Below are 13,359 nucleotides of genomic sequence, written 5' to 3'. Positions count from 1 at the left end.
TTGGGGTCCGCCGCGGCGAATAAGAAGTGGTGGCGCGCGGAGACACACAGATTATGCGGGGGGTCTATCTCGTCTTTTTGTCAACGGAAGAAAACGAACCCGCCATTCGCGACAGCGTGCGCGGTATGTGCACAAACTAAAGCTGTTGAACAGTCCTGGCGCGCTGGTTAATCTGCGCGCCAGTAATCGTTTTGTTGCAAAATAAGAAGCGGACGCCCCGGCCTGGGCGTCCGCTTCTTCTTTTGGATTGGAGGACCGTTTACTCTATAATCGACGTTATCTTTGTAATGACATTGACGTTATCCCTGCGGTATTCAAACTTGAATTTCCGCATCACCCTCTGCACAATGCTCTGCGCGGTCTCAACGGTGACGGTCTGCAGCAGGGCAATGTACTGCGTCGTGCTGCAGGAAGCGACGGTGTCCCCTTTTCTCATACTGGTCAGAATCGCGTTTTTCAGCTTTTCAGAGGCTGTTTTCAGCGCGTCCGGCTCCGGAGCGCCGCCGTCCTTTCCTCTAAGCGTAAAGAGGATCAGAAAGATGGAAAGCCCCGTGCGCGGCATCAGCCTAACCTGCGACCGGTACAGACATTTGAACATGTCGTAATCGCAGAAATAGGCTCCTTCCACTTTGGTTTTTTCCTGAAGGTCATTCCAGATTGTATCCAGATCCGTTTCCGACCGGCTTTGATTGTTCACCCGGCTGGAATACGGCTTCAGAAATTCTCCGAGGTCCACGCCGAATTCCTGGTAAAATGTTTTGACGGTGCGGTTGTAATGGTCAAACGCCTTCGCAGCGCGGCCCGTGTTCGAATAAGCCTTCAGCAGCAGGATATGGAACGGCTCCTCATAGGGGAACAGCCTCAGCGCGCTGTCGACGACCGGAATGATTTCTTCGTACCGGTTCTGGTCCGCCAAAAGGCCGCAGAGCTCATTGACGCAGCGTCTGTAAATCTCCGAGTAGCGCGCGCTCTGCAAAATCACCCAAGTGCTGTAGGAGGATTTCGGCAAAAAGCCTCCCCGGTACAGCCCAATCGCCTTCCGGTACCAGCCGATTCGCTTTTCCTCCTGCCCGGTCTTTACAAAGGCCTTTTTGGCACATTCAAGAAAGCGCTCGGAATCCACGCTGCAATCGCACTGGTTGTTCCACGCATAGGTTCCGTTTAAAAATATGATAAACTGGGACTGGTCCCCCGACAGTTCGCGCAGCAGAGCACGTGCCCGGTAAACCAGATTCTTCAGGGCGTTTTCCGGGTCGCCGCACTCGCGGCCGTCCCAGATGTCCCGCAAAAGGCGGTCAAGCGGCACCGGCGCAAAGCGCCGGACGACCAGGTACTGAATCAGCATCCAGACCCGCTTGGTACGCCCTTTCAGGTTTGTCAGGGTGTTCCCGTTAATGGTAATGGTAAATTCACCGAACATTTGAATCGCAATTTTGCTGTTCTCGGAATACAAATACATCGCTTCCCCATCCGAAAATCTACGCAAACAGTTTACCATATTTTACATAAAACCACAAGATTAAGTTTAGTAATTTTATATCTTGTATTCTGTATAATGAATAATACGAATTAATTGTCTTCCTCTAATTTCTCTAAAACAATGATCCCCCTGCGTCTGGTCTCGGCCATATCGATGACCCGCTGGTTCCGGCTTCCCCGAAAACGCAGCGTCAGGTCCTTCTCTTCCTGCAGAAACGGCCCGTCCACCAAAAGGTCGGTCTGCTCCAGCAGCGCGTCGATTTCAGGCCTTTGCATCGCAACCAGATTCTCATACAAATAACCGGTGTAGGTCGTCACGTCCAGCCCGGTGGAATGCACCAGCCGGGCAAGCTCCGTGAGCGGCCCGGGCTGGCAGAAAGGCTCCCCGCCGCTGAAAGTAACGCCCTTCAGCAGCGGATTTTCACGGATTTTTTCGAACAGGTCGTGAATCTTGCAAACCGTTCCGCCCTCAAACGGATGAGACTGCGGATTGTGGCACCCCGGGCAGTGATGCGGGCAGCCCTGCACGAAAACAACGAATCGGATGCCCTTTCCGTCCACAATGGATTCCGGCTCGATTCCGCAGACTTTCAGCTCAGATTCCATGCTTGACCCGGTCCCTTTCCTCGGCGCGCTTTGCGTCGTTGAACCGGTCCAGCGTACCCACCAGATAACCGGTGATTCGGCGGATGCGCTCAAACTTCGGCCCGTCGTCCTCCGTGCGGTGGCAGTGAGGGCACTCGTTGTCGATGATTCCGTTATAGCCGCAGACCGGGTCGCGGTCCACCGGATGGTTGACGGAACCGTAGCCGACGCCATTTTCCTTCATGCAGCGGATAATCGCCTCGAACGCTTCCGGATTTTTCGTCGTGTCGCCGTCCAGCTCCACATAGCTGATGTGCCCGCCGTTTGTCAGCTCATGGTATGGGGCTTCCAGCTTGATTTTTTCGAACGCGCGGATGGGAAAATAGACGGGGATATGGAACGAGTTCGTGTAGTATTCGCGGTCGGTCACGCCGGGGATTTTACCGTACTTTTTCTGGTCGATGCGCACGAAGCGGCCCGAAAGGCCCTCCGCGGGGGTAGCGACAAGGGAAAAATTGAGGCCGGTTTTCTGCGATTCGTCGTCGACCCGCTTTCTCATGTGGCCAATAATTTCAAGGCCGAGCTTCTGGCTTTCCGGGCTTTCGCCGTGGTGCTTGCCGGTCAGCGCCTTGAGCGTTTCCGCAAGGCCGATGAATCCGACGCTGAGCGTGCCGTGCTTGATGACCTCTTCAATGCTGTCCTCCCAGTCAAGCTTCTCGCTGTCGATCCAGACGCCCTGACCCATCAGGAACGGATAGTTGTAAACCTTTTTGGAGCACTGGATTTGAAAGCGGTGCAGCAGCTGACGGATCACAAGGTCGATCCGTTTATCCAGGATTTCATAGAATTTCGCCACGTCTCCGTGCGCCTCGATGCCGATGCGCGGAAGATTGATCGAGGTAAAGCTCAGGTTTCCGCGGCCGCAGGTGACTTCGCGGTCCGGGTCGTGAACGTTTCCCATCACGCGCGTGCGGCAGCCCATATACGCAACCTCCGTGTTATAGTCGCCCGGCTTGTAGTATTGCAGGTTGAACGGTGCGTCAAGAAAGCTGAAATTCGGGAACAGGCGCTTCGCGCTGATCCGGACGGACAACTGGAACAGGTCGTAATTCGGGTCGCCCGGATTGTAGTTGACGCCCTCCTTGACTTTGAAAATCTGGACAGGGAAAATCGGGGTCTCTCCCCCGCCGAGGCCCGCCTTTGTCGCCAGCAGCAGATTTTTGACCGCCATGCGGCCTTCCGGGGATGTGTCCGTGCCGTAGTTCAGCGAGCTGAACGGAACCTGTGCGCCCGCGCGGGAATTCATGGTGTTCAGGTTGTGGATAAGCGCCTCCATCGACTGGTACGTGGCCCGGTCCGTATTCCGGGTCGCCGTTTCGACCGCGTACTGATGCGCTTTCGCGGCCTCCTGCTCCGAAACCTCCTCATAGCCGCCCGCGCGCTGATGGCCGGGCAGAAACTGAACGAAGCGAATGCCGTAACCGTCCGCGCCGCCCATGGTGATATCATCGCCGACGGAACCGCGCACCGTGTCGATCATTGCGTCGGCATCGGCAACCGGCATGGAGTGGGCCACCTGAAAATAACGGGAAAGCTCCTGAAAATAGTGACGGCGAAAGGTTTTCGCAACGCCCGGCGCCATGGAATAATCAAAGTTCGGAACGCTCTGCCCGCCGTGCATTTCGTTCTGGTTGGCCTGAATCGCGATGCAGGCGAGCGCCGCGTAGGAGCTGATGTCGTTCGGTTCGCGAAGCGTCCCGTGCCCCGTGCAGAACCCGCCGTGGAACAGCTTTAAAAGGTCGATCTGGCAGCAGGTCTCGGTCAGCATATAAAAATCTTCGTCGTGAATATGGATGTCACCGCTTAAATGCGCTGCGGCGATGTCCTTCGGAAGAATGTAGTTGTTGATAAAGTACTTGGAACCCTCCGACCCGTATTTCAGCATGGTTCCCATTGCGGTGTCCGCGTCGATATTGGCGTTTTCCCGCTTCAGGTCGATATCCTTCGCGTCGCGGAAGGTCAACTGGCGGTAAATGTCCATCAAATCGCCCTCGGCCTGGCGGATTTTCGCGTGCTCCGCGCGGTACAGGATATAGGCTTTGGCGGTCTTCGCAAAATCCTTTGCAATCAGCTTTTCCTCAACGGCGTCCTGAACCTGCTCCACCGTCGGCACCGCGTCCCCGCCAAACCTCGCGGCGATCTCCGCCGTCAGGCGGTCCAGCTCCGCCTTGGACATCTTTTCGGCTTCCACCGCCCTGTTTGCCTTCTCAATCGCGCTGCGAATCTTCTTTTCATCAAATGGAACGACCGAGCCATTCCTTTTTTGAATCCGTGTCGCCATTTCAACTTCATCCTTTCCGGTTCTTCTCCGCCGGTAAATATTGGCATCCGACGGACGAGTGTAATAAGAATTATACTTGTTTTTCCCTGGAATGTCAAGAACGCTAACACAATATATTGTGTTTATTTTTTAACTTACCCCCATACGTGCAATAATCCGCGATTCGGCGCGAAATCAGCGCCAGGTCCAGCTTCTGCCGCCGTCCGCCGTTGCGAGCAGCCCGTGCGCGGCCAGAATCCAGCCGTGCGCCCCGTCCGTAAACTGCATGGGGCAGGGGTCCCGCAGGAGATCGAAAGCGTCCTGCGCAACCCCCTTAAATGGGTGCGGATTCCACGTTTTGCCCGCGTCGGACGTTGTCAGTAGTTCATAAACGCCGTCGCCGGATGATCCTGCCGTCAGAAGCATCCCCTTTCCTTCGGGCAGCAGCGCGGCGGCAACGGCCCCCGCGCTCTTCAAAGCGGAAACCGGGCTTTTCCAATCGGTTTTGTCTCCGGAGATGCGGCGCAGCTCGCGCTGATCGGAAATCACGCTGTCTCCGCCGCCGTACGCCGAGGAGCTCCATGTTTTTCCCCCGTCGGACGTGCGGTACACGCGGCTCCCGGTAATCAGCGCCCCGCTCTCCCGATTGAAAAACCGGAAACAGGCCGGGGAATCATCCGAGGCCGGTCCGTCGCACAGCTTGCTCCATGAGGCGCCTCCGTCCAGGGTGTGCAGAACCGTCAGCGAGCCGTCCGAAGAGCCTGCGGCAAACGCCAGAATCCAGCCCTCCTCCGGACTGATGAAGGACAAATTCTGAACGGTATAGCTGCCGGTGAAGCTTTTGACCGTCTTCCAGGTCAGCCCGCCGTCCTCTGTTTTCAAAACCGCGTTCGGGTCTGAAAGCTCCCCCAGGCCGAAACCGGTCCGGCTGTCGGAAAAAGAGAAGTCGACGGTGGGCTGCGGCGCGGGGTAAATCTGAGTCCACGCGGTCCCGCCGTCGTCGGTTTTCAGCAGAAAATCCCCTCTGTTCAGGTCTTCTCCAACGGCCCATCCAAGCCGCTCCGTTTGAAACACGATCTCCCGCGCGCTCGTGACCTTTCGGGTTTCCTCCGAATACTCCCTTCCGTCGTCCCCCAGCACGGAAAAGGTTTTTCCGCCGTCGCGCGTGACGGAAAGGCCGCCCGCGATCGGTCCCGCGCCGACGCTCAGCGGGACCCATCCCGTTTGGGAATCGGTAAAATCGAGTCCTTCCGGCGTCGGACGGACGCTTTTGATTTCCCCGGTTTTGCTCCAGTGCCTCCCTCCGTCCGCCGTACGGTACAGCTCTCCGTTCCAGGTGGCGAGGTCGGAGGTCAGGAACCAGCCCTCCTTCGCATTGAGAAAATCCATTCCGGCGCAGCCCGCCGCGCCTTCGTCCAGCTTCTTTCTGAACTGAAAAGTCCAGCTTTTCCCGCCGTCCGCCGTGTGCAGAACGGACAGGCTGTCCCTTTTGCCGGAAACGCCCGCCGCCCAGCCGGTTTTCCGGTCGGTAAAGAACAGTTTGACCGGGGAAAAATCTTTGATTCCGAACGAAACGGAATTCCACGTTTTCCCGCCGTCCGCTGTTTTCAGCAAATTGCCGGGAACCAGCGCATAGCCGCTCTGAGCGTCCTCAAACCACAGCACGGGGCCCGGAGCTTCCAGCGAATTGTTCTTTTGCACGACCCCGCTCGTCCACTGGGTATCCCAGGTTGCCCCGCCGTCCGACGTGTGCAAAACGGAATATTTTACCTGCCCCTGCCGGGAAGCGGTCTGCTTTTGAACCGTTTCTTCCGAAACCGCCCAGCCCTCTGTCGATCCGGTAAAACGGATTGCGTCCAGCTGCCGGCCGTCGGCCCCTGCCGTTTCCCAGTCTGCGCCGCCGTCCGCCGTTGCGAGCAGCTGCGAGCGGTAAGAATCAGAGCCGGAGTCGTACCGGTCCCGGATCATCCAGCCCGTTTTCCCGTCCGTAAAATCAACGCCGTGCAGTGAAAAGTCATTGTCTTCCCCCGTTACCGCTGCGGTCTCGCCCGGTTTTAAACCGATTTCAGAGGAAACGCTCCGCGAACTTGCCGCTTGCGGGGTCGCAGAGCCGCCCGCAGCCTGTGAACTTGCCGGAGCGCGCGAGCACCCCGCCTGAACCGTCAGAATCAAAATTGCCGCCAGGATTCCCATCCGCCTTTTCAACAGACATCCCCCTTTTCAAAATCCTCCGTAAGGAAGGGCCTTTCCGAAACGGAAAGGCCCTTCGCGTCTGATTCAAATCCGTGCTATTTCAGAATCTTTTCGATTTCCGCCAGCTCCTCGTCACGGAACGTCAGGCGGTTGACGGCGCCGACGTTCTCCTCCAGCTGGGCGACGCTGCTCGCGCCGATGAGCACGCTGGCCATGGTTTCCTGCCGCAGGATCCACGCGAGCGCAAGCTGCGCGGTGGTTTGCCCGCGCCGTTTCGCAAGCGCGCCGATTTTGCGCACCTTCTCGATTACATCCGGAGTAATCCGGTCCTTCGTCAGAAACGGCGATTTTCCGGAAGCACGGGAGCCCTGCGGAATGCCGTCGTTGTACTTTCCGGTCAGAAGTCCCTGCGCGAGCGGGCTGAACGCGGTCAAGCCCATCCCCTTTTCTTTCGCCGCTTCAAACAGGCCGTCCGTCTCGATTTGGCGGTCGAGCATACTGTAACGCGACTGGCAGATCAGGCAGCGCACCCCCATTTCACACAGCAGGGCGGCAGCCCGCTTCGCCGCTTCCGGGCTGTAATTCGAAATGCCCGCGTACAAAGCCTTTCCGCTTTTGACCGCCTGCGCCAGCGCGCCCATGCTTTCCTCCAGCGGCGTGTCCGGGTCCATGCGGTGATGATAGAAAATATCGACGTAATCAAGGCCCATCCGCCTGAGGCTCTGGTCCAAACTGGCAAGCAGGTATTTCCGCGAGCCGAAATCCCCGTAAGGGCCGGGCCACATCGCGTAGCCCGCCTTCGTGGTAATCACCATCTCATCGCGGTAGGGTGAGAAATCCTCCCGCATCAGCCGCCCGAAGGTCTCCTCCGCCGAGCCGACGGGCGGACCGTAATTGTTCGCAAGGTCGAACACCGTCACGCCGAGGTCAAACGCCCGGCGCATCACCGCCCGGTTTGTCTCGTAGCAGTCGTAGGTTCCGAAATTATGCCAGAAGCCGAGCGACACCGCGCTGAGCTTCAGTCCGCTTTCTCCGCACCGGCGATACTCCATTTTTTCATACCGTTCCTCATTCGCCGCATAAGGGGAAATTGTGGTTTTCCGTTCCATCCGCTAACCGCCTTTCTTTCGTTTCTTCACCCAGTCGCAGAACAGCTCCAGCGCCGGGTAAAGCCCCGCGGCGCAGCCGGCCGCGGCATACTCCACACGGGGCGGAATCTCCTGATACTGCCGCCGTTCAATCAGGCCGTCCGCCGTCAGCTCCCGCAGGCTCTGGCTCAGCATCATATCCGTGATGCCGGGAATCCGCTGCCGGATTTCGCCGTAGCGGGCCGGTTCGCCGGAGCGCAGCGCCCACAGAATGCGCAGCTTCCATTTGCCGCCGACCAGCGAAACGGCGTCTCTCAGCGGGGCGTCGTCCTCCGGCTGAGGCGCCGGGGAAGCTTCCGGCTGAATGCGAACCGATTCCTCCTGCCGGCTTCTTTTTTCCCGTTTCTTTTTCTTCTTCACGTCTCATACCCTCCCCCGCGCTCCGCACGTTTGAGGCGTGCGGCTTCCTTGGAAAACGGGCATCCGCAGAAGTCCTGCCGGTACAGCCCGTAGGTGCGGGAAAGCTCGATCGACCGCTGATACCCGCCGTTTTTCTTAAAATCGGACGGCAGAAACGGCACCTCATACTTCTGAGCGAGCTCCAATCCGATCTCATTGAGCTTCCGGGCGTTTTTATACGGGCTGACCGTCAGCGTCGTCGTAAAGAAGTCGTACCCGCCCGACCGGGCGTATTTTGCGGTTTCCGCGAGCCGCAGGCGGTAACAACCCATGCAGCGTTCCCCGCCCTCCGGCTCCTGTTCCATTCCGCGCGCCATTTCCAAAAACTGGCGGACATTGTACCGCCCCTCGATAAACTGCGCGGGATATTTCTGCGGCAGCTCGTCAAGCAGGCGCTTGACCTCCGCGACGCGCTTCCGGTACTCGTCCTCCGGCAGGATATTCGGGTTGTAGAAAAACACCGTGACCCGGAACAGCGGAGCAAGCTGTTCCAGCACACTGCTCAGGCAGGGGGCGCAGCAGTCGTGCAGCAGCAGCGTCGGCACCCTGCCCTCAAATCCTGCAATTACATCCAGCATCTGTTTTCTGTAATTGATTTTGTTCATCATGCGCCTCCTTTCCCGGCAGCGTTCCGCTGCACCTTCGCCCCGCCGTAGCGCAGAGCGGATTTGACAGCCCGGTTTGGCGGGAGAGTCTTCAAAAACTTCCGTTGAATATCCCGTACGAAATAATATTCGGTTCCGGCCGAGCTAAACCTTCGCGCACGCCCCGGACGCGGAGCGCCCGGGGCGCCTGCGGCGTCCGCGTCTGAAAAATACTGTTTTACATCATGATTTTCACCGCACTGGGATCCCACTTCCCGGGATTAGCTGAATTTGACGGGAAAGTTGTCGAAAAACTCCCGGTTAGCTTAACACAGTGAACGCCTGTAGGCACGAATGGTACTGTGCGTCCGGGTAAAGTTTCTTTTTTAATCCTTGTTCAGCAAAGCGATGCCCAGTTCTTCAAGCTGCTTGGGGTCGACTCCGGTCGGGGCGCTGCTCATCAGCTCCGCGGAGGAAGCGACCTTCGGGAACGCGATAACGTCGCGGATGCTGTCGCAGCCGAGCATCAGCATGACCAGGCGGTCCAGGCCGAACGCCATGCCGGCGTGCGGCGGCGCGCCGTAGCGGAACGCGTCGATCAAAAAGCCGAAGCGCTCCTGCGCCTGCTCGGGGGTAAAGCCGAGGGCCTGGAACATTCTCTCCTGGATGTCCGGCCGATTGATACGAACCGAGCCGCCGCCGAGCTCGTTTCCGTTGAGCACCATATCGTAGGCGATTGCCAGCACGCTGCCGGGGTCGGATTCCAGCTTGCCGAGGTCCTCCTCGCGCGGCATGGTAAACGGGTGATGCATCGCGACAAAGCGGTTTTCTTCCTTGCTGTACTCGAACAGCGGGAAGTCCGTCACCCAAAGAAGACAGGGTTTCGAGTCGTCGATCAGTCCGAACCGCCCGGCAAGCTCTTTGCGCAGCGCACCGAGAGAATCGAACACAACTTTGTTTTCGCCGCTCGCGACCAGGAACAGCACGTCGCCCGCTTCGGCGCCCAGCGCCTTGCGAACGCCCGCCGCTTCTCCCGGCGCGAGGAATTTTTCATAGGAGGAGGTTTCCCCGCCGGAGGCAAGCCGGGTCCACGCAAGGCCCTTTGCCCCGTAGGATTTGACCCACTCGCCCAGCTTGTCGATCTCCTTGCGGCTTAAAGCGTCCGCCTGCCCCTTCAGATTGATGCCGCGCACGCTGCCGCCCGCGGACAGAGCGCCGGCGAACACGCGGAATTCCGTGTTTTTCACGGCTTCGCTCACATCTGTTAATTCCATTCCGAAGCGCAAATCCGGCTTGTCGGAGCCGAAGCGGTTCATTGCCTCATGCCAGGTCATGCGGCGCAGCGGGATCGGAATCTCGACATCCAGAACCTTTTTGTAAACGTCTCTGATAAATCCTTCCGCGATCGCCATCACGTCTTCCTGGGAAGCAAACGACATCTCAAAGTCGATCTGCGTAAATTCCGGCTGACGGTCGGCGCGCAGGTCTTCGTCGCGGAAGCAGCGGGCCACCTGCATGTAACGGTCGTAGCCCGAAAGCATCAGAAGCTGCTTATACAGCTGCGGCGACTGAGGCAGCGCAAAGAAGCTGCCCGGGAACATGCGGGAAGGCACCAGATAGTCGCGCGCGCCCTCCGGCGTGGATTTGATCAGGTTCGGCGTCTCGATTTCAAGGAAGCCGTTTTCGTCAAAATAGTCGCGCGCAGCCTTGACGATGCGGTGCCGGCCGATGATTTTTCTCTGCATCTCCGGGCGGCGAAGGTCCAGATAGCGGTATTTCAGGCGCAGATCCTCCTTCACGTCGGTCTTTTCCTCAATGGCGAACGGCGGGGTCTCGCTTTTGGCAAGCACGCGCAGCTCCTCGACCTCAATTTCAATGTCGCCGGTCGGCAGCTCCGCGTTCTTGGAGGAGCGCTCCCTCACGGTTCCGCGCGCCGCCAAAACGAACTCCGCGCGGGCGGCAAAGGCCTTTTGAAACACCTCGCGGTCCGTCTTGTCGCCGAACGCGAGCTGTACAATTCCGGTACGGTCCCTTAAATCGATAAAAATCAGCTGCCCCAGGTCGCGCTGGCGCTGCACCCATCCGCAAACGGTCACTTCCCTGCCGCAGTCGGCCGTGCGCAGCTCCCCGCAGTAGTTCGTTCGTTTCAGGCCCGTTAATGATTCCGGCATTTTTGATTTCCCCATTCCGTTTAATCTTTTGATTTAAAAATACTCCTGTTACAGTCTTGGCGCGATTTCCCGAATCGCGGCCCTGACCAGCGAGTAAGGGCGCTTTTCCTCGTGCGCCGTTACGGTCACCACGGCTTCCCGCTCCGGCAGAAGAATGCTGAACTGGCCGTACTTGCCGTCCGCCCGGAATGAACCCGGCGCCGTGCAGAGCCAGACCTGGTAGCCGTACCCGGCGAGGCACTCCGGTTCCGAGCACCCGTCCCAGCCGCTTTTGATCGTGTCCCCGGACATCTTTTGCAGGTATTCTTCCGAAACCAGCCGCTTGTCCTCCCAGACTCCGTGATGAAGCAGGAGCCGCCCAAGGCGGCTGAATTCGTCCAGGGTCAGGAAAAGCTGGGTGGCGCAGAGCGTATGCCCCCGCGGGTCGGTGTGCCACTGCGGATTTTCGATCCCCAGCGGGGTAAACAGGCGCGGTACCAGAAAGTCCCGCACGTTGTTTCCGGTCGCCTTTTCCACCGCGCGCCCCAGCATATAGCAGCACGCGTTGGAGTAAAAGAACGCCGTTCCCGGCTTTTTTTCCACCGGCACGCGGAAGAAAATCTCCGCCCAGTCGTGCTCCGGCTTCTGCGCATCCAGCTCGCCGAACCAGAAATGCGGTTTGCCGGAGGCCATGTGCAGCAGGTCCCGCAGCGTAATGTTTTCGCTGCCGGGCGCGGCGATTTCCCGGTATTCCGGGAAAAAGTCCAGCACCCGGTCGGTCAGCGCGAATCTTCCGTCCTCCGCGCACATACCGACGGCAAGCGAGGTAAAGGTCTTGGCTGCCGAATACAGATTCACCGGATCGTTCGACCGCCAGAAGTGCGTGACGGACTCCCCGTTTTTCTTTTCCACGCGGATTCCGTATACCGTAAGACCCCGTTCCGCCGCGGTCAGGCGGAACCCGTCCAGAATTGATTCCTTCATGCAATCATCTCCGATTCCGTTAAAAAGAGAGGTCCTCTTCGTCTTCCGCCCGCGTGCTGATGGCGGCAAACTGCCCTTCGATATCGTTGTTCAGGTTGACCTTTGTTTTTTCGCCCGTCTTCATGTTTTTGACAACGCCAAGGCCCTTTTCCAGCTCGTCGTCGCCAAGCACCAGAGTAAACTGCGCGCCGAGCTTGTCCGCGTATTTCATCTGGGCGTTCAGGCTGCGGCCGACCTCGTCGCAGGCCGCGGCGATGGAGCATTCGCGCAGGCCGCAGGCCATTTGGAATGCCCGCTTCTGTGCCGCCTCGCCGATGGAGGCGATATACAGCTCGCAGGGGTGCGGTTCCGGGAATTCGACCTGCTGCGCTTCCATGATCATCAGCAGGCGTTCGATGCCGAGGGCAAACCCGAGCGCCGGAGTCGGTTTGCCGCCCATTTCCTCCACAAGGCCGTCGTAGCGGCCGCCGCCGCAGACCGTGCTCTGCGCGCCGAGGTCGGCGGAAACAAACTCGAACACCGTGCGGGTGTAATAATCCAGCCCGCGGACAATGGACGGGTCGACTTCGTATTCGATCTGAATGGAGTCGAGCGCCGACTTGACGCCCTCAAAATGAGCCTTGCAGTCGTCGCACAGATAGTCGAGAATGCGCGGCGCGCCCTTTGCCGCCTCGGCGCAGCCGGGCTCCTTGCAGTCCAGAATCCGCATCGGGTTCCGGTCAAGGCGGGAGCGGCAGGTCTCGCAAAGCCGGTCCTTCCGCTCGGTGAAATACGCTTTCAGCGCTTTCGTGTATTCCGCGCGGCAGGCCGGGCAGCCGATGGAATTGATCTTCAGCTTCAGATTCTTCACGCAGAGGCGGTCAAACAGGCCGTTTGCAAACGCGATCAGCCCGGCGTCCGCCAGCGGCAGCGAAGTGCCGAACAGCTCGACGCCGAACTGGTGAAACTCGCGCAGGCGGCCCGCCTGCGCTTTTTCATAGCGGTAGCAGGGGGTCAGGTAATAAAACTTCTGCGGGGCGGGGCTGTTGTAAAGACCGTGTTCCAGATAAGACCGCACGGCCCCGGCGGTTCCCTCCGGCTTCAGGGTAACGGAACGGCCCCCCTTGTCCTCGAACGTATACATCTCTTTCTGAACCACGTCGGTAGTTTCCCCGACGGAACGCTGAAACAGCCGCGTATCCTCAAATACCGGGGTGCGGATCTCCGAAATACCGTTCACCGCGGCCTCGTCCCGCATGACCTCCTCCACCGCCTGCCAGCGTTCGCTGTTTCCGGGAAGAATGTCCTGTGTTCCTCTCTGTGCTTTGATCAGTTCCATAGACGACTCCTTTTCTTTGTCTGCAAATAACAAAAAATCCCCGTCCCAATGGAAAGGGACGAGGGAGTTTCCTCTCGTGGTGCCACCCTTTTTCAGGGGCCGCAGGCGGCCCCCCTTTCGGCTGCCCCTCCCGGGGCGAAAAACGGCTCCCGGATGTCTTCGCCGAAGCTCGCTGTCGCGGACCCGCTCTCAGTCGCGG

At 58.7% G+C, this 13,359-nt stretch carries 10 protein-coding genes; all 10 read right to left on the bottom strand.

What is annotated here, in order from left to right:
- Positions 1 to 259: 259 nt before the first annotated feature.
- Positions 260 to 1,459 (bottom strand): AfsR/SARP family transcriptional regulator, encoded by a 1,200-nt coding sequence (locus ACLQ3M_RS04145; protein WP_411676443.1) that lies wholly within the window; start codon positions 1,457 to 1,459, stop codon positions 260 to 262.
- Positions 1,460 to 1,569: 110 nt separating this feature from the next.
- A complete protein-coding gene (gene nrdG / locus ACLQ3M_RS04140) occupies positions 1,570 to 2,085 on the bottom strand; it encodes an anaerobic ribonucleoside-triphosphate reductase activating protein (protein ID WP_411676442.1) in 516 nt (171 codons plus the stop codon).
- Positions 2,075 to 4,405 carry an anaerobic ribonucleoside triphosphate reductase gene (locus ACLQ3M_RS04135; protein WP_411676441.1) on the bottom strand — a complete coding sequence of 777 codons (2,331 nt, stop codon included), beginning with the start codon at positions 4,403 to 4,405 and terminating at the stop codon, positions 2,075 to 2,077. The genes nrdG and ACLQ3M_RS04135 overlap by 11 nt, the downstream gene beginning before the upstream one ends.
- A gap of 174 nt (positions 4,406 to 4,579) precedes the next feature.
- A complete protein-coding gene (locus ACLQ3M_RS04130) occupies positions 4,580 to 6,589 on the bottom strand; it encodes a YCF48-related protein (protein ID WP_411676440.1) in 2,010 nt (669 codons plus the stop codon).
- 83 nt (positions 6,590 to 6,672) lie between these two features.
- Complete coding sequence (mgrA, locus tag ACLQ3M_RS04125; protein WP_411676439.1) at positions 6,673 to 7,686, bottom strand: L-glyceraldehyde 3-phosphate reductase; 1,014 nt, start codon at positions 7,684 to 7,686, stop codon at positions 6,673 to 6,675.
- A gap of 3 nt (positions 7,687 to 7,689) precedes the next feature.
- Complete coding sequence (locus tag ACLQ3M_RS04120; RefSeq protein ID WP_411676438.1) at positions 7,690 to 8,085, bottom strand: winged helix-turn-helix transcriptional regulator; 396 nt, start codon at positions 8,083 to 8,085, stop codon at positions 7,690 to 7,692.
- Complete coding sequence (locus ACLQ3M_RS04115; protein ID WP_411676437.1) at positions 8,082 to 8,732, bottom strand: epoxyqueuosine reductase QueH; 651 nt, start codon at positions 8,730 to 8,732, stop codon at positions 8,082 to 8,084. Before ACLQ3M_RS04115 ends, ACLQ3M_RS04120 begins: the two co-directional genes overlap by 4 nt.
- A 362-nt stretch (positions 8,733 to 9,094) precedes the next feature.
- Positions 9,095 to 10,879 (bottom strand): aspartate--tRNA ligase, encoded by a 1,785-nt coding sequence (gene aspS / locus ACLQ3M_RS04110; RefSeq protein ID WP_411676436.1) that lies wholly within the window; start codon positions 10,877 to 10,879, stop codon positions 9,095 to 9,097.
- A gap of 48 nt (positions 10,880 to 10,927) precedes the next feature.
- Positions 10,928 to 11,842, bottom strand: a complete 915-nt coding sequence (locus ACLQ3M_RS04105) for a serine hydrolase domain-containing protein (RefSeq protein ID WP_411676435.1) — start codon at positions 11,840 to 11,842, stop codon at positions 10,928 to 10,930.
- Between the two features lie 19 nt (positions 11,843 to 11,861).
- Positions 11,862 to 13,160 carry a histidine--tRNA ligase gene (gene hisS, locus ACLQ3M_RS04100; RefSeq protein WP_411676434.1) on the bottom strand — a complete coding sequence of 433 codons (1,299 nt, stop codon included), beginning with the start codon at positions 13,158 to 13,160 and terminating at the stop codon, positions 11,862 to 11,864.
- Between the last annotated feature and the right edge of the window lie 199 nt (positions 13,161 to 13,359).

The organism is Caproicibacter sp., assembly GCF_046707225.1.
In the GTDB taxonomy this organism is placed as follows: Bacteria; Bacillota; Clostridia; order Oscillospirales; family Acutalibacteraceae; genus Caproicibacter.
Note: the sequence above shows the minus strand (reverse complement) of the source record. Positions and strands in the feature narration are given on the sequence as shown.

Bases quoted from the DNA above. Each gene is read 5' to 3' on its own strand.
- ACLQ3M_RS04145 (WP_411676443.1), bottom strand. From the start codon at position 1,459: ATGTATTTGTATTCCGAGAACAGCAAAATTGCGATTCAAATGTTCGGT.
- nrdG (WP_411676442.1), bottom strand. From the start codon at position 2,085: ATGGAATCTGAGCTGAAAGTCTGCGGAATCGAGCCGGAATCCATTGTG.
- ACLQ3M_RS04135 (WP_411676441.1), bottom strand. From the start codon at position 4,405: ATGGCGACACGGATTCAAAAAAGGAATGGCTCGGTCGTTCCATTTGAT.
- mgrA (WP_411676439.1), bottom strand. From the start codon at position 7,686: ATGGAACGGAAAACCACAATTTCCCCTTATGCGGCGAATGAGGAACGG.
- ACLQ3M_RS04115 (WP_411676437.1), bottom strand. From the start codon at position 8,732: ATGATGAACAAAATCAATTACAGAAAACAGATGCTGGATGTAATTGCA.
- aspS (WP_411676436.1), bottom strand. From the start codon at position 10,879: ATGCCGGAATCATTAACGGGCCTGAAACGAACGAACTACTGCGGGGAG.
- ACLQ3M_RS04105 (WP_411676435.1), bottom strand. From the start codon at position 11,842: ATGAAGGAATCAATTCTGGACGGGTTCCGCCTGACCGCGGCGGAACGG.
- hisS (WP_411676434.1), bottom strand. From the start codon at position 13,160: ATGGAACTGATCAAAGCACAGAGAGGAACACAGGACATTCTTCCCGGA.